This is a genomic window from Pseudomonas hygromyciniae, assembly GCF_016925675.1.
GTDB lineage: Bacteria > Pseudomonadota > Gammaproteobacteria > Pseudomonadales > Pseudomonadaceae > Aquipseudomonas > Aquipseudomonas hygromyciniae.
Genome location: NZ_CP070506.1, coordinates 2,652,483 through 2,674,978 on the forward strand (window position 1 = coordinate 2,652,483; position 22,496 = coordinate 2,674,978).

Here is a 22,496-nt window from a genome sequence, read left to right on the forward strand (position 1 = left end):
GCAGCAGCACGCGGTGGGGCGCCTGAGCGCCGGCGCGAGTGGTGTGAACTTGGTATTGCCGTTTGCCGTTCACGGCCATAGAGTCCGCTGCCTTGAAAGGTGTGACCAGAGATTACGCAATAGAATTGACCGATTCCAGTGTGTTTAACCCGCAAAACCACAAGAAACACACGATTGGCATGGGAAGTGGTTAGTTATAGGGTGTGAAAGCGCCACAAATGGGGCTGTAAAACGCGTTTGGCCAATGGAGCGACCGAACTGGGGCGTACTCCTACAAAAACAATTGATTCAGTACAGATGGAGCGAAAGCAATGGCGGAATTCGGCAACTACGTTATTTATCTGATCATGATCGGCGCGGTGGTGGGCGCCTTTGCGTCTGTGATCAAGCCCGACAGTGGCCTGGGCAAGGAGTTTGTCAACGGCATCCACTCCATTGGCCCGGTGTTCCTGGCGCAGGCGGGCATCATGGTGGCGATCCCGTACCTGTCCAAGTTCATCGAGGTGGCACTGGGGCCGTACTTTGGTGCGATGGGTTCCGACGTGTCCATTGCAGCGCTGTCGATCATTGCCGTGGACATGGGTGGCTACCAGCTTGCCGATGCCCTGGCGGCGAACCGCGACATGTGGATCACCGCCATGATCGTCGGCTACACCTCCGGTGCGACCATCGTCTACCTGATTCCGGTCGGCCTGATGATGCTCGAGCGCAAGGACCACAAGTACCTGGCCCTGGGGGCCATGGCCGGGCTGATCAGCATCCCGTTTGCGGTGCTTGCGTCGCTGATGATGATCACGGCCTTCAACCTGCCGGTGCGCGACATCGTCTCCACCACCTCACCGGCCCTGCATTACCTGAGCCTGGGCTTTGTCGATTGCGTGCGCTTGCTGGCGCCATTGTTTGTGTTCTGCTTCCTGCTGGCTGCCGGCCTGCGCTATCGGGCGTCGTGGATGGTGGCCGGGTTTCTGGTGTTCGGTAAGTTGATGGACGCGTTTATCAAGATCGTCCTGGCGCTGGCCATCGTCGAGCATTTCACCGGCTTCTTCATGAAAAACTTCGGCGTGTGGGGCTTCGACCCGATGTTCGCCGACGAGAAGGAACTGTTCCGGGCCATCGAGATTGCCGGCTACATCGGCATCATGCTCGCCGGTACTTTCCCGATCTGCTACCTGTTCAATCGCTACTGCAAGAAACCCATGCAAGTGCTGGGCAGGCACATCGGGCTGTCGGCCGATGGCGCGGCGGCGTTCATCATGGTGTTTGCCAATATCATCGCGGTTTATCACCTGTTCAAGAAGATGAATGCCCGGGACAAGGTCCTGTGCGTGGCCCTGGGCGTCTGTGCGCAGGCCACCATTGGCGATCACCTGGCCTTTACCGCGAACTTCCAGCCGACGCTGATCATGCCGATCCTGCTGGCCAAGCTGTTTGGCGGCCTGCTTGCGGTAGCCATCGCGATCAAGATCTCCGTGCCCGCTGCCCAGCGTTACGAAGCCCAGGAGCGCGAGCGCGAAGAGGCCGACGCAGCGGGTCTGCCAGCAGCCCAGCCGGCATAACGCCAACTGTTTAAACACCGCAAGGGTGCGAGCCCTTGCCTTGCCCTGAGGTAACAATGAGAAAGATCTTTCTGGCCTGCCCCTATAGCCATGCCGATGCATCGGTCACCCATGAGCGCTTTATCCAGTGCAACAAGGTGGCGGCCACCATCATCGAGTCGGGCCATGGGGTGTTCAGTCAGGTGTCGATGTCGCACCCGATCAACCTGGCGTTTGAAGGTAAGGACAGCGCCACCATCGGCAAACTGTGGGCGCCGGTGGATGCGCTGTTCATGGACATGATGGAAGAACTGATCATCCTTGATTTGCCGGGCTGGGACTTGAGCTCGGGGATCAAGCGCGAGATCGAGTTCTTCAAGAATCGTGGGCAGAAGGTCAGCCTGTGGTCGGAAGTTTCTAACGAGTTCATCTGACAACGCACGACCCTTGTGGGAGCGGGCTTGCTCGCGAAAGTGGTGTATCAGTCGATAAATGTATTGGCTGATCGACCGCTTTCGCGAGCAAGCCCGCTCCCACATTGGTTTGTGTGTGCTCTTCAAGTATGGTTTTGCCAAACCCTGCCAACGAGGACCGCGCTATGTACAAGGACTATCCCGCCGCCTATCAAGTCAGCAAAGGTGCAGCCTTGCAGGTCGACCAGGCGTTTTATGATCGTGTGCGCGAGGGCGGGGCAGGGCGCACCTTGGTCGAGCAGTTCGAAGTACCGATCCGAACCGGTCGCGCCTGGAAAGTACCGGCCGGCCATGTGTTTCGCGTGACCACCCCGGTCGGCCCGCAGGTCGGCGACTTCAACGTGTGGAATGCCAACGATCCGCGCGAGCGCATGTGGGCCGCCCGCACCCGCCAGTTACAAGGCGCCCATGTCAGCACCTATGACCGCCTGTGGTCGAACCTGCCGTTCTTGCGGCCGATGGTCACTATCACCGACGACAGCCTGGCCGGTTACGGCATCGACGAGCACGGCGGGCGTTTGCACGATCTGCTGGGCACGCGCTGCGATCCCTACGTGAACAAGATGCTCACCGGTGAGGACTTCCACCATCATTGCCACTCCAACCTGACCCGCGCCGTGTTGCCCCATGGCCTGACCGAGTTTGATGTGCACGATGTGTTGAATATCTTCCAGTGCACCGGTTTGAATCACGACGACATGTATTTCATGAAGGCATGCCCGGCCAAGCAAGGCGATTACCTGGAGTTCTTTGCCGAAATCGACTTGCTGTGTGCGCTGTCCACCTGCCCGGGCGGCGATCTGTCGCTGCCGATGTGGGGCCCGGATGCCCAGGATCCGCTGACGGTGTGCCGCCCGCTGGGGGTGGAAGTCTACCGGCTCGACGAGGCGTTGCTGCAGGGCTGGCAATCGCCCGCGCGCGCCGCTTACAACGGCAACCACGGCTTGTTGATTCCCAAGGCCGCGTGGGAAAAATAATGGTGTGAAGGAACGCGGTATCGCTTTATGTGTGCGGGCTTGCTCGCGAATGCGGTGTGTCATTCAACACATCCAGCGACTGATTCACCGCTTTTGCGAGCAAGCCCGCTCCCACAGGGTGGGTTTAGAAAATCTAAAGCAGTGGTTAAGAACGTATCGTTTCCACGCCCGCTTTTACCTCCCTAGTATGGCGTTCAAGCAATTTCGCCGTAGTTAGCTTGACTGAGGTAAACCGGCCATGCACACCCCTGATCTGGTGCTCTACACCGACAGTTCGCCCAATGGTTTCAAGATCACCATCGCCCTTGAAGAAATGGGCCTGGCCTACACCCTGCGTCATGTCCAGATCGATCACGACGAGCATCGTCACCCCGACTTTCTGGCGCTCAATCCCCATGGGCGGATTCCGGTGCTGGTTGATCGCGGCGCTGGCATCACCCTGTTCGAATCCGCTGCAATCTTGCTGTACCTGGCGCAAAAGAGCGGGCAACTGTTGCCCGAGGCCGGCCCGGCGCATTGGGCGGCGATTACCTGGCTGATGTTTCACAGCTCAAGCGTGGGGCCGTTGTTGGGCCAGCGCGTGCATTTCGAACTGTTCGACGACAGTGGCAACGCCACGGCAATCCAGCGTTATCGGCAACTGACCGAAGCGGCCTTTGCCACCCTCGACCAACAATTGGCCGCCAACCTGTGGTTGGCGGGCCAGGCCTATTCCATCGCGGATATCGCGACCTTTGGCTGGATGCACATTGCCCGGGTGATTGCCTTCGATTTCAGTCAGTACCGCCACCTGAGCGCATGGTATGAGCGGGTCAACCTGCGCCCAGCCGTGCAGCGCGGCATCCGCTTGCCTGCTCCAGCCACCGGGCCATGAGTGGCACATTCCGAGGAGTCTGTATGAATTGCACCGTCACCAGTGGCGCGGACGCGTCGGCCTTTGCCAACCACCCCGGCTACCGGCGCATGTTCGCGCCTGATCAACTGACCCTGGGGATCTTCCTGCCGCTGCGTTTCTATGAGGGTGACATGGCTGTCCTCGTCGGCCAGGCGCAATGGGTCAGCGAGATTGACCGCCTGGGTTTTGCCGCGGTCTGGGTGCGCGATGTGCCGTTGTTCGACCCTTCGTTTGGCGATGCGGGGCAAGTGTTCGACCCCTTTACCTATCTGGGCTACCTGGCCGCCCATACCCGGCAGGTTGCCCTGGTGACCGGCAGTGCAGTGTTCTCGTTGCGTCATCCGATTGACCTGGCAAAAGCCGCTGCGACGATTGACCGATTGTCCGGTGGCAGGCTGGTGATGGGCATAGCCTCGGGCGACCGTGCCGTGGAGTTTCCGGCCTATGGCCTGGAGCATGGCGAGCGTGCCGAGCGTTTTGCCCAGTCGGTGGATTACTTCCGGCAATTACTGGCGGCAACGGCGCCAGATATTCAGTCACCCCTTGGGCAGTTGAGTGATGCGTACTTGTTGCCCAAGCCGGTGACGGGGCGCATTCCCTTGATTGTCACCGGTTCGTCCCGCCAGTCGATGCAGTGGCTGGGAGAGCAGGCCGATGGCTGGCTGACCTACCCGGACAGCACCCATAACGTGATGGGGCCAAGGCGCCTGGCGGAAAAAATCCGCTCCTGGCGTGATGGGATTCCAGGCGGTGGCTTCCGCCCGCATATGACCAATGAATGGATAGACCTGGCCGATGATCCGGACTTCCCGCGTACCCCCATGCAAGGTGGCTACGTGCTCAAGACCGGGCGCAAGGGCCTGATCGAACTGCTTGGCGAGTGGCGTGAAGCGGGCGTCAATCATGCCGCCCTCGGGATCCAGATGGCCCAGCGCCCGGTGGCCGAGATCATCGAGGAACTGGCGCAAGAAGTGTTGCCGCTGTTTCCGACACCGACAGGCCCGGAGCCCCATCTGCAACAGTGGTAGCAGCGGGCGCTGTACAAGCGTCAGGGTCGGCCACTAAAATGAGAAGTATTATCATTGCCGCTCATTGGACCTGACATGTACGACGACAGCCTCGTCTCGCCCGTCGAACAACTCTACACCCGTCATCACCCCCTGGCTGCGCGGCTGGTTGCAGCGTCGCCTGGGGCACTGCGCCGATGCCGAGGACCTGGCGCACGACACCTTTATCCGCGTGTTGCGCACGCAGCAGGATGTGCGGGAGTTGCGCCAGCCCATGGCATTTCTTGCCGCGATTGCCAATGGTTTGCTGATCAACCGCTGGCGTCGCCAGGCCATTGAGCGGGCCTACCTCGAGGCGCTCGCCGCACGCCCCGAAGGCGAGGAACCGTCGCCCGAAACCCGTTACCTGATGATCGAAACCCTGTTGCAACTCGACTCGCTGCTGGTGGGCTTGTCGATGCAGGTGCGCAAGATTTTCTTTTTGTCCCAACTCGATGGCCTGACGTACCCGCAGATCGCTACGCAATTGAGCTTGAGCGTGGCCCAGGTACAGCGGGCGATGGGCAAGGCTTTCAGCGTGTGCTACGCGAGCCGGTTTGAATGAAGGGTGCTGCGGTTGCGCCGAACATCCGCGAAACGGCCATCGATTGGATTGTCAGGTTTGAGTCCGGAATGATGAGCCCGGCCGATCACCAGGCGTTGCAGCAATGGCGCCTGGCGAGCGCCGAGCACGAATACGCCTGGCAACGCGTCGCCAGCTTGCCGCTGGCGCTGCAGCCCGGCGCCAACCTGTTGGCGGATGCCACCGCGCGGCGGGCATTGGAAGCTGCCGGAGCTGATCCGCTGCGGCGCCGGCAGGTGCTCAAGTGCTTGTTGGGGCTGGGGCTGCTGGGTGGTCTGTCCTGGCAGAGCGCCGATTCAACGCTGGTGCGCTCAGCGTTTGCCACGTACCGCACAGCGACCGGTGAGCGCCGTCGCTGGGCCCCTGGCCGATGGCAGTTCGCTGTGGTTGAACACCGCCAGCGCCGTCAGCCTGGACTTCAGCGCAAACCTGCGCAGCGTGCAGTTGATCGAGGGCGAGATGGCGCTGGATGCACAGGTCGAATCGCACCCGGTGCAACTGGTTACGCCGGATGCGCTCCTGAGCAGCCGGGAGGCCAATCTGCTGGTGCGCCACGATCAGCAGGGTACGTGGATTACCGTATTGCGCGGCCTGGTCGACGTGAGTTCGCCGCGCAACCCGTCACCGGTCGCGGTGGCGGCGGGGTGGCAGACCCGGGTGGATCGCCAGGGTGTGGGCGCGCCACAGCGCACCGATGGGTTACTGGCCCAGGCCTGGCTGCGCGGGATTCTGCCTGCCGAGCGCATGCGCCTGGATGTGCTGCTGGCCGAACTTTCCCGTTACCGGCCGGGCGTCTTGCGCTGCAGCGAGCAGGTCGCGGCGTTGCGGGTGACCGGCAGCTTCCAGCTGTACGACACCGATGCCGCGCTGGCGTTGGTGGCCCATGCGCTGCCGGTGCGTATCGAGCGTCGTACCCGCTATTGGGTGACTGTGGTGCCGGTCTGAAAATTTTTTTACGTTCCCCCCGTAGTTTTTCAAAACTCGCTTGGCCTATGGGAATAACCCACCGAAACAGGTGGGCCTTCACCTCTAGGAGCCCTGCATGATTTCTCCCGCAAGTGTCTTGCGCACCCGCACATTGGGTCTGTTGCTACTCAGCCTGCAACCGTTGTACAGCACCGCGGTTTTCGCCCAGGCCGAGCGTCAGCCCTATAGTATCGACGCCGGTCCCTTGGACCAGGCGCTCTCGCGTTTCGGCGTGCAGGCGGGCATCAGCATGGCGGGCAGTTCGACCCTGACGGCGGGCAAGCGCAGCAACGGCCTGCACGGCGATTTCAGCACCGAAGCGGGCCTGGCGCAGTTGCTGGCAGGCACCGGCCTGAGTTTTCAGCGCCAGGCCGATGGCAGCTTTGAATTGCACCCGGCGACCAGCGCGGTGGTGCTGCCGTCGCAGAAAGTCACGGGCGAAGACCTGCAGAAGAAAGCCGTCTACTCCGCGCCACGTTCGTTCGTTTACATCTCCCCGGAAGAAGTGCAGCGCTTTGGCGTGATCTCCCCCGGCGACCTGCTCAAGGGCCAGCCTGGGGTGCAGGTGGGCGACAGCCGCAATGGCGGTGGCCTGGATGTGAACATCCGCGGGATCCAGGGGCAAAGCCGGGTGGCGGTCACGGTTGATGGCTCGCAACAGGCGCTGGATGTCTATCGCGGTTATGCGGGCACGCAACAGCGTAGTTACATCGACCCCGACCTGATCAGCGATGTGGCCATCGACAAGGGCCCCAGCCTGACCTCCAGCGCCATCGGCGGCACGGTGGCGATTCGCACCCTGGGTGTCGATGACATCCTGCGTGATGGCAAGAACGTGGGCCTGCGCCTCAAGGGCGACTTGTGGAACAACGGTGTCGAGCCGGCCTCGCGCAGCAGCCACTCGACCAGCGACAGCCTGTACGCCGAGCCGCACCAGAGCCGTGGCGGCCTGTTCGGTTCCGATTCGGAGTCGGGCAGCGCGGCGTTTGCCTACACCCACGAGCTGTTCGACGTGGTGGCGGCCTACGCCCATCGCAACCAGGGCAACTATTTCTCCGGCAAGCACGGCCAGGATCGCTACCGCACCTATGACCGCTATGGCCGCGAAAACATGACGGTGGCCACCACCTACAACCCCGGTGAAGAAGTGCTCAACTCCTCGGCAGAGACCGAATCGATCCTGTTCAAGACCACCCTGCGACCGGCCGACGACCACACCTTCGACTTCGGCTACAGCCAATACGACGGGCGCATAGGCGAGATCATGCCGTCGGACATCTTCCGTTTCGGCACCGGCGGTATCTACCAATACCCGCGCGGTCGCACCAAGATCGACACCTACACCGCGCGCTATCACTACCTGCCCACGGGCAATATGCTGGTGGACCTGACGACCAGCCTATGGATGACCGACGCCCAGACCAGTCAGTTGACCTCGGTAATGGCGCCCAAATCCCAGGCCTATCGCTCGGATCGCAACTGGACCCGCCAGGCCGACCGGCGCATCGGCGGGGACCTGGCCAATACCTCGCGATTTGACACGCAATACGGCGATTTCAAGCTGGACCTGGGCGGCTCGTTCCAGCTCGAGGAACTGCAGCCGCAAAAGAGCGTGGTCACCACGCAGCACGATATCAACGCCAATCGCAGCCTGCGCGACGGTTCGCGCAAGGAGTTCAGCCTCAACGGTAAGCTGGAGTACAAGCCGGTTGAAGAGCTGACGTTGTGGGGTGGCGGGCGCTATACCGACTACCGCAGCAAAGACCACGTGCCGCACGTCACCGCCCAGCGTGAGGAGCGTGAGGCGCGCTATGTGAACGTCATCAAGCCGGGACACTACGATTTCATGATGTGGTTCCCCGACGAGCACGGGCAGTACACCGATGCCACCGACCCACGGTTGAACAACGGGATTGTCTTCAGTAACACCAACCATCCGTTCGAAGGCACACCGTACAACGACTATGGCGGCTCGGGCACACGAGTCTTCCCGGCGAGTGTAGGAGAGGTGGTCACCGGTTATACGTACGCTAAGAAGCAAAGTGACAGTGCCCGTGCATTTTCTCCGGCCTTTGGCGTCAATTTCGAAGTGGCGCCAGATACCTTCCTCTATGCCTCTTACACCCAGGGACTGCGCATGCCCTCGTTGTTCGAAAGCAGCCTGGGCACTTTGCAGACCCTGCCCGGCAAAGGGCTCAAGCCCGAGCGCTCCAGTAACTGGGAAATCGGCGCGAGCACCCTGCAAAAAGGCCTGTTGGCCGACAACGACTCGGCGGCGATCAAGCTGGTGTACTTCAATAACAACATCAAGAACTACATCACCCGCTACTACGACCCAAGCCCCGGCAAGAATGGCCTGATGAACTTCAGCAACACCGACAGTTTCAAGACCAGCGGCCTGGAACTGCAATCGAACTACGACGCCGGACGGGTATTTGCCGACCTGTCCGCGACCTACTATCTGAAGACCGAGACCTGTGATTCGGCTTTCGCCGCACGTCTGCGCGCCAGCAGCACTCGCTGGAATGACCTGAGCGCCACGCCCAACTGCACGCCGGGCAGTTTCATGGGCTCATACACCAATACACAGAACCCCCCACGGACTTCCGGCAACCTGACCACGGGGTTGCGCTTCTTTGACCAGACGTTGACCGTTGGCGGACGGTTGACTTACACCTCTGGGCCGACAGTCACAGCCGACAAAAACTGGCAAACCGGTGCCACCACGCCGCAGTTGGTCTACCGCGAGGTGGCGCTGTTTGATCTGTTCCTCAACTACAAATGGCAGGATCACACCAACGTTAATCTGTCGCTGCAGAACCTGACGGACCGCTATTACCTGGACCCGCTGGCCCAGAGCTTCATGCCGGCGCCGGGGCGCACGTTGCGCATGGGGGTGGTGACCAAGTTCTGATTGCCTGGGTGTGTGGTATGGCCAAATGCTACGCCCGGCAGAGATCCCCTGTGGGAGCGGGCTTGCTCGCGAAAACGGTGCATCAGCAGCGGATGCCTGTACTGAAACCCCGCTTTTACAAGGTTAGAGAATGCTCGTAGGCGGCGGTCATGACGTGCCAGGTGTGGGGGTTGGCCGGGATCAGATGCTCGATGCGCAATGAGGTGACGGTGATGTCCTGGGGCATGCCGAAGGTGGTGAAGGTGGACATGAAGTCCAACTGGCCCTGCCGCGAGTTGATGCGCGTCAGCACCAGTGGCGGCAACTCATCGGTCAGTGCTGTCGAGCCTTGCGGCACCGGCAGGCTTTCCAGCAGCGTGGCCAGGGCTGGGTTGCCCAACGCTTCACGGGCCGCCCGTTGCCAAGCGAGGTTGCGGATTTCGTCGGCATTGAGCAAATGGTCGCCCAGGCCACCCGGTTGCAGCAGGGTCGTCAACAGGTTCAGGCCTTGTGCTGCGTCGGGCGCCAGGCCCACCAGGTCAAACAGGACCTGGGTACTGGCGTTGGCGGCGAGCACTTCCCAGTGGCTGCCCAGCACGATGGCCGGCGCCGGATTGTTGGCCTTCAGCACATGGTTGATGGCCTCCCGAATGGCATCCATCGCCGGCGCAGCCAGCGGCGTGGCCTCATAGCGTGGAGCGTAACCGGCCGCGAGGAACAGGCTGTTGCAGCGCTCCAGCGGTACGTCGAGGGCGCTGAGCAGGTTGTGCAACGTGCCAGGGCTGGCCTTGGCCCGGCCGGTTTCGATACAGCTCAAGTGGCGCTGGGAAATACCGCTGATCAGCGCCAACTGCAATTGACTCAACTTCGCCTGGCGACGCAGCAACCGCAGTTGCGTACCGGCGTCGGTATCGGGCGTGGCTCGGGGGAAAGGTGGGCGGCTCATGGGTCGACTCTGGCTGGGTGGGGGCGGCATGACCTCACAGGTCATTGAGAGGTTGGCGACGTTATCACTAATGTGCAGTTTATTGGGCCCCTCGCTCCGGTGAGAGGCTCTTTTGTGGAGAGGGGGACAAGCCCCCTTGCCACAGTCGCCCGCTTCACCATTACCTGATTAGAGGAAGGACCCTATGCACAGACCCTACATCGCCCTTGCCAGCCTGTTGGCGTTTTCCTTTTACACCCTGGGCACCTTGCTCTGGGCCGAGCAGTCGCTGCTGGCGTTCGGCCTGGAGTTGCTATCCAGGCCCGACACCGCCCAGGTGGTGATCGACCTGTACCTGATGGCGGCCCTGGCCTGTGTGTGGATGTGCCGCGACGCCCGCGCCAGGGGCCGCTCGCTGGCCAGTGTGTTGCCTTATTGGCTGCTGACGGCGGTCTTCGTCTCGGTCGGGCCACTGTTGTATATCGTGGTCAACGGCTTTGCCAGGGATCGGCAATGAACAGCCCCCTGCAGCTGTTCGCCCTCTGTGTGCTGGTGCTGTTTATCAAAATGCTGGCGATCTCCTGTTACCAGGGTTTTTTCCGCCTCAGGCACCGTGCGTTCACCAATCCTGAGGATGCCGGTTTCTTCCAGCGCCAGGCCCATGGGCAGGAACTGCTGCCGGTCAGGCGGGCGGCGAAAGCCTGGGCCAATGACCTGGAAAACATTCCGCTGTTTTTTGTTCTCGGCGGGCTGTGCCTGGCGCTGGACGCCCCGGCAGTCGCGACGGCCTGGCTGTTTGGCCTGTTCACCGTCGCGCGAGTAGTGCATACCTTGATGTACCTGGGCGGCCGCCAGCCCTGGCGCACCCTGGCCTATGGCGTTGGCCTGACATGTCTGCTGGGGCTGGCGGGGTTGATCGGCGCCGCGCTGTTGCCTATTTGATAGGGTATTTGCCGAACGCCGGGTGTTGCTCGGCCCATTGGGCGTGGCGTTGCAGGTTGGGAAAGTCCTCGGCCTTGACCACCGAGGGCACGGCGTACCGGGAAAACGACCAGGCCACCGCGACACTCAGCGACGCTTGGTTTAAAGACTGGCCTGGAGCGTTGGTCAGCAGTTTTTCCAGGCCCGAATAGGCCGCCAGCAGTTGCCCGGTCACCCGCTCCAGCCACGGCTGATGCAGTTTTTCTGCGGGCCGCAGGTTGTGTTCGTAGTAAATCTGCACGCTCTTGTCACAGGCAGCCAAGGCCAGGCCGATCACTTGCAGGTCCCGCGCGCGGGCGGCAGCGGTCTGGGGCAGCAGCTTTTTATCGGCTGGCGCCAGGGCTTCGAAGTAATCCAGGATCAGGCTGGAGTCCATCAGCACCGTGCCGTCGTCGAGTACCAGTGTCGGGGCCTTGACCACTGGGTTGATTCTGGAAAATTCGGCGAAGGTGCTGAATACCGACAGCGACTGCTGCTCAAAATCGACCCCGTACAGATCCAGGGCAATCGCTACGCGGCGCACATAAGGTGAGTCGAGCATGCCAACCAGTTTCATGAAGCCTCCATTGCTGATGGTGTGATTGTTAATTGCGGATTACTTTATAGCGGCCAAAGTCCTTTCAATATCCATATTTTTTACCTTAAAAGGTTAGTCGAACTTACATGAGTGCTTTTCCGCCCTTGACCTCCCTGCGCAGTTTCGAAGCCACCGCCAGGCTCGGTAGCGTCACCCTGGCGGCCAAGGAGTTGCATGTCACCCATTCGGCCATCAGTCAGCAGATCAAGGTGCTGGAGCAAATCGTCGGGCTCACACTGTTTGTGCGCGAGGGGCGCGGTCTGCGGATCAGTGAAGATGGCCGGTTGTATGCGTTGCAGATCCGCCAGGCCCTGGGCGATATCGCCGACGCGACACGCTTGATCCAGGCCCAGCCCAAGCGCGATGAGCTGGTGGTGGCGGTGTTGCCCTCATTTGGACGCTCCTGGCTGCTGCCGCGACTACCGGCGTTCCAGCGCCTTTATCCGCATATCAGCATTCGCTTGCAAGCCACCCTGGCTATTACCAACTTGCATCAAGAGTCGGTGGACATGGCGATCCGCATGGGCAAGGGCGAATGGGAAGGGGTGGAGCAAAAACTGCTGTTTCACGACGAAGTGGTGGTGGTCGCGGCGCCCCACTTCAACGGCGGGCAATTGCCGCGAACCCCCGAACAAATCGTGCGCAGCCCGATTATCTACAGCAACGAATCCTGGCAGCCGTGGTGCCAGGCCGCTGGCATTGAAATGAGCACCGAACGCAAAGGCCTGTGCAGCAATGACTCCAACCTGGTACTGGAAGCGGTCCGGCTGGGCCAGGGCATCGCCCTGGAGCGGCGTAGCCTGGTGCATGACGCCATCGTGCGCGGGGAGCTGGTGCAGCTGTGCGATATCAGCGCGCCGTATGCCTACCCGTATTGGTTGGCCTGGCCACCTCGGGAAAGCTCGGAAAGCAAACAGCGGGTGTTTTCCGAGTGGCTGCATGGGCAAGTGCAGTGCTATACGGCGCAATTGGCGAGCTAGACGAACGGCTGGCCGCTGAACCCGCGTGGCAGGCGCTGCAGGCCGGGCAGGGCGGTCAGGCGTTGGGTCCAGGCGCTGCGCCAGTCATTGCTGGCCTGGCCCGAGCGGGCCTTGCGTGCCGCGCGGCGCGATGCATTGCGCTGGTTGCGGCGGGCCTCTTTGTAGGCGTCGGTGTTACGGCAGGTGCGGCATTTGACCCGGTTCAATTCGACCGTGCAGGTGAGGTTATTGCCGTGATGGCCGCAAGCGAGGTGCCCGGCGACCTTGAAGTGAGTGACCATGTCAGCGTCTCCTTCTGTAAGGGTACGCGGCACCGTAAATCGGGTGATGCTCGCGCTCAAGGCCAGACCGGTTGAGGCCGTGCCCTTATATTTCCGACCGCACGCGCTGGCCAGCGTTCACCCCATGTCTTGACGCGTCGAATCTGAAGAATTCTCCCAGCCGTGACAGGCCCGCGGCGGATTTGCTGGGGCGCAGGCCCGCCGGCAAAACCACGCTTGCTGGCTGATCTTGGCGTTATAGGCAGCAGGGACTATTGTTGGTTGTCTGGCGCACAGCCCATAGGAGGGCGATACCATGAACACCAGTGCTCTACTAGAACAACTGCTACGTGCAGGTCAAGCCTCGATGTCCCAGCAAGGCAGTTCGGCGGCATCCCAGGGCGGCGCGGGAGGGCTCGGTGGGTTGGGCGGTCTGCTCGGTGGTTTGCTCCGGGGCGGCGGCTCCGCACCCTCTGCGTCCGGCGGTGGTGGCCTGGGCGATCTGCTGGGTGGCCTGGGTGGGATGTTGGGCGGGACCCAGACGGGCGGTTCGACCCAGACACGTAGCGGCGGCACCAATTATGCGGCCTTGGCCTCATTGGGGATGATGGCGTTCCAGGCGTATCAAGCCTGGCAACGCCAGCAGGCCTCGGCGCCGCAACAGGCGTTGCAGACGGTTGATCAACTCTCCGGCGCCGACGTCGAGGCGCATAGCCATGCAGTGCTGCGTGCAATGATCGCGGCGGCCAAGGCAGATGGGCGGATTGATGAGAAAGAAGAGTTGTTGATCTCAACGGAGATCAAGCGCCACACCGACGATCCCGACTTGCAGCAATGGCTCGATGCCGAAGTCGCCAAGCGATTGGATGCGAAAGACTTTGCCGAATATGCCGGTGACCCCGCAGTAGCCGCTGAGGTCTACCTGGCCAGCGTAATGCTGGTGGATGACCAGCAGGAGGCCGAGCGCAGCTACCTGGACGATCTGGCGGCTGAGCTGGGCATCGAGCCTGAGTTGCAACTGCACCTCGAACAGCAAGCCAAACCAGCCTGATACCCCCTATAGACGCTGCCTCGCGCAGCGAAACAGCGTCTACATCAGTCTTTCAGAATCGCAGAGTCGCCCCCCGTGGTCAGCCAGCGGTCGCGATCCCCTGTGAGGTTGCGTCCGACCACCAGATCCACATCCACCTGCTTCCCCAGATGCAGCCGCGGCCCGGCCTGCCAGGCCTGGTCGCCGTGTTGCTGGCCATAGCGCTCCGCCAGCAGCGTCAGCGAGTCCGCCAAGCGGTATTCCAGGCCGGTGCCCCAGGTCAGCCGCTGGTTTTGTTCGCCATCGTCATAGGCGTGGCTCCAGCCGACATTGAGGTTCAGGCGCAGCGTCTCAAACGCTTGCCAAGTCAGCGGCACGCCCAGGTCTGCGCCGTCGAATGGGTGCCGGCGGTCCACTGCGATATGCGCCGCCGCCGCCCAGGCGATCTCCACGCCCGCATCCTGCCAGGCCCACAAAGAACCCTTGAGCTGCGGGCTGAGCTGGGTCTGCTCGGGGTCATCCTCGATGGCAGCGCCCCATTGCAGGTTGGGCAATGCACTGGATGTGCAGGCGGCGGAGAGGGTGCTGCGCTGGGGTGAGCGGGTGTAGCCGGCGTCGACATTGCATTCGCCAGGGGCGTTGATCGCGCCATCGTCCACCACATAAGTACCGCCTGCGGCAAAGGCCTTGGACAGCAGGCCGACGGCCAGGGTGGTGACGATAAAGATCAGGTTGCGGCGCAGCGCCCGTTGCCGCGACGCCGGTAGCCAGGTGAAGGCCGAAAGTAGGGAGTGTTTGTGCATGGGCTCATGTTCCAAGTGAACGAGTTATCTGTAGTAATTGGGCGTGGCGAGCGTTTTTTTGTGGCGAGCGGGCTTGTCGGAACGCCGCATCGCCCGCGCTGGGCTGCGAAGCAGCCCTAATAGAGTCAATGAGTTCTATCAGATAGCCCAAGGTGGCAGGTTTTGGGGCTGCTTCGCAGCCCAGCGCGGGCGATGCGGCGTTCCGACAAGCCCGCTCGCCACAACAGGCCCGCTTAGCGCCGCAAACTCAGTACCACTGCTTGAAGCGGCGGATGTAGAGGGTCTTCATCAGTTGCGCCACGCAGCAGTAGGCGAGCAGGGTGCCGACCAGCCATGGGAAATACGCCCAAGGCAACGGTTGCAGGCCCACGAGGGTGCCCAGGGGCGAGAACGGCACATAGATCCCCAGCGCGATCACCAGGCCGGTCATCAGCAACACCGGCCAGGCCGCCGTGCTCTGGAAGAACGGGATCTTGCGGGTGCGCAGCATGTGCACCACCAGGGTCTGGGAGAGCAGCCCTTCGACGAACCAGCCGGACTGGAACAGGGTCTGCATTTCCACGCTATTGGCCGAAAACACGTACCACATCAGGGCAAAGGTGGTGATGTCGAAGATCGACGAGGTCGGCCCGATCCAGATCATGAAGCGCCCGATGTTCTGCGCGTCCCACTTGCGTGGCTTGGCCAGGTATTCCTTGTCCATCTTGTCCCACGGCAAGGCCAGTTGGGAGATGTCGTACATCAGGTTTTGCAGGAGCAGGTGGATCGCCAGCATCGGCATGAAGGGAATGAACGCACTGGCTACCAGCACCGAGAACACGTTGCCGAAGTTGGAACTGGCCGTCATGTTCAGGTACTTCATGATATTGCCGAAGGTCTCGCGGCCTTTAAGTACGCCCTCCTCGAGGACCATCAGGCTCTTTTCCAGGAGGATGATATCGGCCGACTCCTTGGCAATATCCGTTGCGCTGTCCACCGAGATGCCGACGTCGGCATCGCGCAGGGCTGGCGCATCATTGATCCCGTCGCCGAGGAAACCCACGGTGTGACCGTTGGACTGCAGGGCCTTGAGCACCCGGGACTTTTGCAGCGGGGTCAGCTTGGCGAACACCGTGCGCTGTTCGACCTGCTGCTTGAGAGTGGCATCGTCCATGGCCTCGATGTCCACGCCCAGCAGCGGCTCGCCGGGCTCCAGGCCGACCTGGCGGCAGATGGTGCGGGTGACCACGGCGTTATCGCCGGTCAGCACTTTGACGGCGACACCGATCTCTTGCAGCGCTGCAATGGCCGGGCCGGCGGTTTCCTTCGGCGGATCGAGGAAGGTCAGGAAGCCATGGATCACCAGGTTGCGTTCATCGGCGGGGGTGTATTGCTGGCGCGCCAGGGCCTTGGGAATGTTGCGGGTGGCCACCACCAACACGCGGAAACCGTCTTCGTTGAACTCGCTGGCAGTGTGCAGCAACTCCTGACGACGCCGCTCATCCAGGGCCACGGCGCTAGTGCCTTCCATCACATGGGTGGCGATATCGAGCATTTCTTCCACGGCGCCCTTGCACACCAGCAGGTGATCGCCATGGCTGTCCTTGACCACAATCGACAAGCGGCGGCGGACAAAGTCGAAGGGCAGTTCATCGACCTTGCTGTAGGCAAACGGCACCTGGAACTTTGGATTGTGCTGGGAGAATGCAAGCACCGCCTGGTCCATCAGGTTCTTCATGCCGCTTTGGTGATGGCTGTTGAGCCAGGCCAGGGACAGTACTTGGTCATCCCGCTGGCCGAACGCATTGACGTGGTGTTCGAGGATGATTTTGTCCTGGGTCAGGGTGCCGGTCTTGTCGGTGCACAGCACGTCCATCGAACCGAAGTTCTGGATCGCATTCAGGCGCTTGACCACCACTTTGCGCTTGGCCATGGCGTTGGCGCCCTTGGCCAAGTTGGCGCTGACGATCATCGGCAGCATTTCCGGGGTCAGGCCCACGGCCACCGCCAAGGCAAACAGGAAGGCGTCGCCCCAGTCGCCCTTGGAAAAGCCATTGAGGAAAAACACGATGGGCACCATCACCAGCATGAAGCGGATCAGCAGCCAACTGACGCTGTTCACCCCGCGGTCAAAGGCAGTCTGCACCCGCGAGCCAACGATGGCCTTTGCCAGCGAACCGAAATAGGTACGTGGCCCGGTCGCCACCACTACCGCCTGGGCGCGGCCGCTGACCACGTTGGTGCCCATGAAGCAGATGTTGGGCAGGTCCAGCAGGTTGCTCTGGTCGGCGGCGCCGAGGGTGGCGGATTTTTGCGTGACGTCGCCCAGGGTGTCGTACTTCTCCACCGGCAAGGCTTCACCGGTTAGCACAGCCTGGCTGATAAACAGATCGCGGGACTCGATCAGGCGGACATCGGCCGGGATCATGTCGCCAGCCGACAGTTGCACGATATCGCCGGCCACCAGATCACGCATCGGCACTTCGCGCAGGGTGGGCTTGGCGCCGACCTGCTCACGGCGCAGCACCGTGGCAGTGGTGCGCACCATCGCCTTGAGGGCTTCGGCGGACTTGGCCGAGCGGTGTTCCTGCCAAAAGCGCAGCAGGCTGCTCAGGGCGACCATGGTCATGATGATGATGACCTTGGTCAGGTCCACTTCCTCACCGGCGCGCAGCGGCAGCCAGTAGTCGGTGACAAAGCTGATCACCGCGAGGGTCAGCAACACGTAGATAAACGGGTTGTTCAGGGCCTGGAGGAACTGCACCATCGCGTGGGGCGGCTTGTCGTGGGCCACCTCGTTATAGCCTTCGCGCTGCAGGCGGGCGTTGGCGTCCAGTTCGGTCAGGCCGTCCTTGGTCGCCCGGACGTTGGCCAGGGTGGCCGCCAGGCCGTTTTGCGCTTCGCGGGCGGCGCGCATCGACAGTTTGCTGGCGTTGGCGGTGGTGTTGTCTGGACGTTGTTTAGTGTTTACGGCGCTCATGGTTTTACTCCTGTCGACATACCCGTTACTTGCCTGGCAGGCGAGCGCAAGTATGCCGATTCGCAATGTTTGCGATCAGTTCCAATAACTTTAAAGAGGTGAGTTAATTAACGGGCGCGCAGAAAACTACGGCTGGCTTAGTTCGCAAGGAACGCCAGTTAATTAATTGACCAATAATCAGGAAGTTGCTGTTTCCAGTCAGCTTATGCCGCGCGAGCGCTCAGCATCAGGCGCGCTTGGGCAAGCAGGCTGGAAACGCTCCGTCTCTGCGGATCTTGAGGGTCGGCGTGGTCCCATTGCTGAACCAGATGGCCGGTGGTGGGGCACAGGCGCCAGTGCGCCTGCAGGTGGGCCTGGCTGATATGCGGGGAAGGGGAGGCAAAGGCCGTGCGCACAGGGGCGACGCCCCTATCAGCACGGCACAGCTTGGCACGCAGGGCTGAGGCCAGCGTGCGTACATCAGGTAGAACAAGGGTCTGGAAATTCATAACACACCTCGGGACCGGACTGGCGCCGGTGCAAGGCAGTTACGTTGGAGCATCAAGCTCTAGCGCAGCGTACCCGGCCTGGAAGGCGAGTCCCGTCATTACTCTGGGTTTGGCGCCCGACCCCCGCATTCGCGGGTGAAGGACAGCAACTAGATACTGTGTCCATTGGCTTCTTTTGTGAGGTTGAAAAAAGGCCCGAGTTGCAGGCACGGGCAATCTACTCAGACAGGCAGTGGATGTCAAACACTCATCAACTTGTTTGTTGCCCGTTCAGACTTCATTCAGATTGGCACTGTTCAACATATAAGTTCAAAGACTATAGGCGGCCAGTAACGCCAGATAGATCAATACCAGCCCACATGCACCGTGACTGATCCGTTGCCAAGTTGGCGAGGCGTTCTTTCGCAAAACATTCACTAATCCCGCGATCAAAAAGCACGACAGGATCGAGGCCAGCATAAAACCTGAGAAGAACATCAGGGTCTGGCCATGGCTCGGGGTGGCGCCAACGATGCCTGACAGAGCACTGCCCAAGGCGCCCCAGTACACAATGTTCTTCGGGTTGGCCAAGGAGATGGCGGCCCCGACCATCAGCGCATTGCGCCCGGTGCTGGCCGGGGCGCTGTCGGGTTGCGGCAGGCGCCAGGCATCCAGCAGGCTGCGCAGGCCGAGCCAGGCCAGGTACAGCGCGCAAACAGCCGTCAACGGCACGCGCACCGCTTCGTGCTGGATCAACAGGGCCATGCCGGTCAGGCCAATCACCGCCCAGGTCGCGTCGCCCACCAGCGAGCCGATCTGCACCAGCAGCGCCGGGGTGAATCCGTGCAACAGGCCACGGCGCAGGGTTTCCGCCAGCACGGCGCCGGGGGACAGGCAAAACACAAAGCCGAACACCAACGCGGAAAAAAAGATCGTCAACATCACCACCCCCAAAATTAACCACTAACTCCTGTAGGAACCGGCTCCTACAGGTCAGTTTGAGGCTGGGGGAGCCGAACTGTCTTGGACCGGATTGCGCTTTGATAGCGTCCTGGGGTGATGCCATACGCCGCACGGAAGTGGCGATTGAGATGGCTCTGGTCGGCAAACCCCAGGTCATGGGCGACCTCGGCGGCGCCCAGGCCACTGCGCAACAAGCCTTGTGCGCGGCGGGTACGCAGTTGCATGGCCCACTGGCGCGGACTCAGGCCGGTTTCTTTCTGGAAGGTGCGCAAGACGTGGAATTTGGACAGGCCCAACTCGTCGCCCAGGGCATCCAGGGCCACGCCCTGCTGTAACTGCGCGGCGAGCAATTCCTGGGCCTGGGCGACTAACTGTGAGCCCGCGCTGGCACTTCCCGGCAGGCGTACACCACTGAGCCTGACCACCTCGGCCAGCCTCAACACCAGCGCATCTTCGCTGAGCCCGCGCACCAGCGGGTCGGCGCTTAATGCGCCCTTGGCGGCCTGCGCCAGTTGCGCCGCCAAAGCGGGGGCAAAACATAGCGCGCGGTCGAACTCCAGGTGCGCCAGCCCCAGGTCGGCGGCCAGGCGGTCGGCACCGGCGTACAGGCTGACAAAGTGCCAGGGCGCGCCCTGGGCAGCGCCGCCGCCCTGGATCTGGCCGGGGTTGTACAGGGTAATACTGCCGGGCCCGGCCTCGAAGGTGTGGCGGTCCAGCCAGACCTTTTCCTCACCGATCAGGTTGACGCCAATCACGCACTCGTCGTGGCTATGACGGGCAAACGTCAGGCCGCTGCAGGTGGTGCTGCTGATTTCGTAAGGGCCCAGCCAGGCGTGGTGCAGGGAACTCATGGGAAGGACTCGGGTGGTCGCAGGTGGTGAAAGCATACGCGCCTAATGCTGCCTGAATCGACGGGTGCAGAGGCCGAGTCATGCCATGCTGCGCTTATAACGAGCCAATACGATCCAGTTCAGCCTTGATCTGTGCCGCATCGAGGCGGCTGAACGGGATGGCGAACAGCGCCCGGCAGCGGGTTTCGATGATTTGCAGGGTGGCCTGGAAGGCGGCGTCAATCTGGGCCTCATCGCCGTGTAGGGCCGATGGATCCTCAAGTCCCCAATGCGCCTTGATTGCGGGGCCAAAGTACACCGGGCAGGCTTCCTGGGCGGCTTTGTCACACACGCTGATCACAATGTCTGGCGGGCTGCCTGCAAACGCGTCGTTGCCTTTGCTGTACAAACCGTCGGTGCTGATACCCGCAGCTTGTAATGTACTCAAGGTGCGAGGCAGCACCTGGCCCTTGGGAACGCTGCCGGAACTGACGGCGTGTAACCCTGGTGGTGTGAGGTGGTTGAACAGGGCTTCGCTGAGGATGCTGCGGCAGCTGTTGGCGGTGCAGATGAACAGGACTTTCATGGCAACTCTCCGTTAAAGACTCAGGCGCAGGGCCAACGCGGCCAGGGTGATCAAGAGCACCGGCAGGGTCAGGACGATGCCGACCTTGAAGTAATACCCCCAGGTGATACGAATGCCTTTGCGCGCCAGAATGTGTAGCCAGAGCAAAGTTGCCAGGCTGCCGATCGGGGTGATTTTCGGCCCCAGGTCGCTGCCGATCACATTGGCGTAGATCATCGCGTCCTTGACCACCCCCACGGCATGGCTGGCGTCGATGGACAGCGCACCGATCAGCACCGTCGGCAGGTTGTTCATCACCGAAGACAGCAGCGCCGTCAGCAGCCCGGTGCCCAGCGCGGCGCCCCACACGCCGTAATCGGCGAAGGTGTTGAGCCAGGTGGCCAGGTAAGTGGTCAGGCCGGCGTTGCGCAGGCCATACACCACCAGGTACATCCCCAGGGAAAAAATCACGATCTGCCAGGGCGCTTCCTTGAGCACCTTGCGTGTGGAGATCTTGTGGCCTTTGGCGGCGATCACCAGCAGGAGCAGGGCGCAGGCGGCCGAGATGGCGCTGATGGGAATGCCCAGGGGCTCGAGGGCAAAGCAGCCGACCAGCAGGATGCCCAACACCCACCAGGCGGCGTGGAAAGTCGCCGGGTCATGAATGGCGCTGGCCGGTTCGGGCAGGTCGGCGGGGTCATAACTTTGCGGGATATCACGGCGGAAGAACCACAGCAGCACCGCCAGGGTTGCGGCGACGCTGACCAGGTTGACCGGCACCATTACTGCCGCGTACTCGTTGAAGCCGATCTTGAAGTAGTCCGCCGAGACGATGTTCACCAGGTTGGACACCACCAGCGGCAGGCTGGCGGTGTCGGCGATAAACCCTGCACCCATCACGAATGCCAGGGTCGCCGCTGGCGAGAAGCGCAGGGCCAGGAGCATCGACATGACAATCGGCGTAAGGATCAGCGCCGCGCCGTCATTGGCGAACAGTGCCGAGACCAGGGCCCCCAGCAGCACCATATAGGCGAACAGTCGGCGACCACGGCCACGTCCCCAGCGCGCCACATGCAGCGCGGCCCAGGCGAAGAAGCCGGCCTCGTCGAGGATCAGGCTGATGATGATCAGGGCGACGAAGGTGCCGGTGGCGTTCCAGATGATCTGCCACACTACGGGGATGTCCGCCAGGCTGATGACGCCGCAAGCCAGGGCCAGGATGGCGCCTATTGATGCGCTCCAGCCGACCCCCAAGCCTTTGGGTTGCCAGATGACCAACACGATGGTGACTAGAAATATCGCGAATGCGATCAGCATGAAAATGTTCTCCAAAGGTCAGCAGCAGGTGCTGGCCCGTTGTGGTCGGTCGCCCATGGCATCCAGGCGTTGCGCGTCGTTATGCAGCCAGGGTTGGTTGGCTTGCAAGGTGGTTTCCAGCACGGTGTTCACCCATTGCGGCAACTGTGGGTTGAGGCGGTAGTAGATCCACTGGCCCTGGCGACGGTCCACCAGCAGCCCGCAACTGCGCAGTTGTGCCAGGTGCCGGGAAATTTTTGGCTGGCTGTCATCCAAGGCATGGATCAGCTCGCAGACGCACAGTTCGCCCTCGCGCAGGATCAACAAGGTCAACCGTGTGCGGGTCGCATCGGCCAGGCATTTGAATACATCGGGGGGAGAAAAAAGATCAGTCATGATGGCCCGGCTGATATTAGGGTGTCCGAATATACGGATATCCATATATATCGAGCAAGCGCTGAATCTGTTGATCTGCATCAACGCTCCGAGGAT

At 61.6% G+C, this 22,496-nt stretch carries 20 protein-coding genes and 3 pseudogenes; 12 read left to right on the forward strand and 11 right to left on the reverse strand.

Annotated features, from left to right (window positions below; translation table 11 throughout):
* Positions 1-311 precede the first annotated feature (311 nt).
* From eutH to JTY93_RS11715, 8 genes and pseudogenes are all read left to right on the forward strand, one after another.
* Positions 312-1,556 carry an ethanolamine utilization protein EutH gene (gene eutH / locus JTY93_RS11680; protein WP_205476444.1) on the forward strand — a complete coding sequence of 415 codons (1,245 nt, stop codon included), beginning with the start codon at positions 312-314 and terminating at the stop codon, positions 1,554-1,556.
* 56 nt (positions 1,557-1,612) lie between these two features.
* Complete coding sequence (locus JTY93_RS11685; protein WP_169999434.1) at positions 1,613-1,969, forward strand: DUF1937 family protein; 357 nt, start codon at positions 1,613-1,615, stop codon at positions 1,967-1,969.
* Positions 1,970-2,133: 164 nt separating this feature from the next.
* Positions 2,134-2,985 carry an urea carboxylase-associated family protein gene (locus JTY93_RS11690; protein ID WP_205476445.1) on the forward strand — a complete coding sequence of 284 codons (852 nt, stop codon included), beginning with the start codon at positions 2,134-2,136 and terminating at the stop codon, positions 2,983-2,985.
* 238 nt (positions 2,986-3,223) lie between these two features.
* Complete coding sequence (locus JTY93_RS11695; RefSeq protein ID WP_205476446.1) at positions 3,224-3,859, forward strand: glutathione S-transferase family protein; 636 nt, start codon at positions 3,224-3,226, stop codon at positions 3,857-3,859.
* A gap of 23 nt (positions 3,860-3,882) precedes the next feature.
* Positions 3,883-4,908: an LLM class oxidoreductase gene (locus tag JTY93_RS11700; RefSeq protein ID WP_205476447.1), complete on the forward strand. Its 1,026-nt coding sequence runs from the start codon at positions 3,883-3,885 to the stop codon at positions 4,906-4,908.
* 75 nt (positions 4,909-4,983) lie between these two features.
* Positions 4,984-5,491: pseudogene (locus tag JTY93_RS11705) on the forward strand (sigma-70 family RNA polymerase sigma factor).
* A pseudogene (locus JTY93_RS29740) lies at positions 5,488-6,454 on the forward strand (FecR domain-containing protein). The pseudogenes JTY93_RS11705 and JTY93_RS29740 overlap by 4 nt, the downstream one beginning before the upstream one ends.
* Before the next feature lie 97 nt (positions 6,455-6,551).
* Entirely contained in the window at positions 6,552-9,389 is a 2,838-nt protein-coding gene (locus tag JTY93_RS11715; protein WP_205476449.1) for a TonB-dependent receptor, read from the forward strand.
* Between the two features lie 115 nt (positions 9,390-9,504).
* Here JTY93_RS11715 and JTY93_RS11720 read toward each other — a convergent pair whose 3' ends face one another.
* Positions 9,505-10,314, reverse strand: a complete 810-nt coding sequence (locus tag JTY93_RS11720) for a helix-turn-helix domain-containing protein (RefSeq protein WP_205476450.1) — start codon at positions 10,312-10,314, stop codon at positions 9,505-9,507.
* Positions 10,315-10,498: 184 nt separating this feature from the next.
* Here JTY93_RS11720 and JTY93_RS11725 point away from each other — a divergent pair, with 184 nt between their 5' ends.
* Positions 10,499-10,810 carry a DUF2834 domain-containing protein gene (locus JTY93_RS11725; protein ID WP_205476451.1) on the forward strand — a complete coding sequence of 104 codons (312 nt, stop codon included), beginning with the start codon at positions 10,499-10,501 and terminating at the stop codon, positions 10,808-10,810.
* Positions 10,807-11,235: an MAPEG family protein gene (locus JTY93_RS11730; RefSeq protein WP_205476452.1), complete on the forward strand. Its 429-nt coding sequence runs from the start codon at positions 10,807-10,809 to the stop codon at positions 11,233-11,235. The genes JTY93_RS11725 and JTY93_RS11730 overlap by 4 nt, the downstream gene beginning before the upstream one ends.
* Here JTY93_RS11730 and JTY93_RS11735 read toward each other — a convergent pair.
* On the reverse strand, positions 11,228-11,830 hold the full coding sequence (locus JTY93_RS11735; RefSeq protein ID WP_205476453.1) for a glutathione S-transferase family protein: 603 nt from the start codon (positions 11,828-11,830) through the stop codon (positions 11,228-11,230). The genes JTY93_RS11730 and JTY93_RS11735 overlap by 8 nt on opposite strands.
* Before the next feature lie 107 nt (positions 11,831-11,937).
* Here JTY93_RS11735 and JTY93_RS11740 point away from each other — a divergent pair, with 107 nt between their 5' ends.
* Entirely contained in the window at positions 11,938-12,831 is an 894-nt protein-coding gene (locus JTY93_RS11740) for a LysR substrate-binding domain-containing protein (protein WP_205476454.1), read from the forward strand.
* Here the strand turns inward: JTY93_RS11740 and JTY93_RS11745 are convergent.
* Positions 12,828-13,112 (reverse strand): hypothetical protein, encoded by a 285-nt coding sequence (locus JTY93_RS11745; protein WP_205476455.1) that lies wholly within the window; start codon positions 13,110-13,112, stop codon positions 12,828-12,830. The two genes, JTY93_RS11740 and JTY93_RS11745, sit on opposite strands and share 4 nt — an antisense overlap.
* Positions 13,113-13,407: 295 nt before the next feature.
* Here JTY93_RS11745 and JTY93_RS11750 point away from each other — a divergent pair, with 295 nt between their 5' ends.
* A complete protein-coding gene (locus JTY93_RS11750) occupies positions 13,408-14,142 on the forward strand; it encodes a tellurite resistance TerB family protein (RefSeq protein ID WP_205476456.1) in 735 nt (244 codons plus the stop codon).
* Between the two features lie 52 nt (positions 14,143-14,194).
* Here JTY93_RS11750 and JTY93_RS11755 read toward each other — a convergent pair.
* The 8 genes and pseudogenes from JTY93_RS11755 to JTY93_RS11790 form a co-directional block, all read right to left on the reverse strand.
* Positions 14,195-14,924, reverse strand: a pseudogene (locus JTY93_RS11755) (PA4824 family protein).
* Between the two features lie 247 nt (positions 14,925-15,171).
* Complete coding sequence (gene mgtA, locus JTY93_RS11760; protein ID WP_205476458.1) at positions 15,172-17,883, reverse strand: magnesium-translocating P-type ATPase; 2,712 nt, start codon at positions 17,881-17,883, stop codon at positions 15,172-15,174.
* Between the two features lie 203 nt (positions 17,884-18,086).
* Positions 18,087-18,371 carry a hypothetical protein gene (locus JTY93_RS11765; RefSeq protein ID WP_205476459.1) on the reverse strand — a complete coding sequence of 95 codons (285 nt, stop codon included), beginning with the start codon at positions 18,369-18,371 and terminating at the stop codon, positions 18,087-18,089.
* Between the two features lie 309 nt (positions 18,372-18,680).
* Complete coding sequence (locus tag JTY93_RS11770; protein ID WP_205476460.1) at positions 18,681-19,292, reverse strand: LysE family translocator; 612 nt, start codon at positions 19,290-19,292, stop codon at positions 18,681-18,683.
* Positions 19,293-19,336: 44 nt separating this feature from the next.
* Positions 19,337-20,164, reverse strand: coding sequence for a helix-turn-helix domain-containing protein (locus tag JTY93_RS11775; protein ID WP_205476461.1), 828 nt, complete (start codon positions 20,162-20,164; stop codon positions 19,337-19,339).
* A 94-nt stretch (positions 20,165-20,258) separates the two neighbouring features.
* Complete coding sequence (locus JTY93_RS11780; RefSeq protein ID WP_205476462.1) at positions 20,259-20,729, reverse strand: arsenate reductase ArsC; 471 nt, start codon at positions 20,727-20,729, stop codon at positions 20,259-20,261.
* A 12-nt stretch (positions 20,730-20,741) separates the two neighbouring features.
* Entirely contained in the window at positions 20,742-22,025 is a 1,284-nt protein-coding gene (locus tag JTY93_RS11785; RefSeq protein ID WP_169997141.1) for an arsenic transporter, read from the reverse strand.
* Between the two features lie 18 nt (positions 22,026-22,043).
* A complete protein-coding gene (locus tag JTY93_RS11790; protein WP_205476463.1) occupies positions 22,044-22,400 on the reverse strand; it encodes a metalloregulator ArsR/SmtB family transcription factor in 357 nt (118 codons plus the stop codon).
* Between the last annotated feature and the right edge of the window lie 96 nt (positions 22,401-22,496).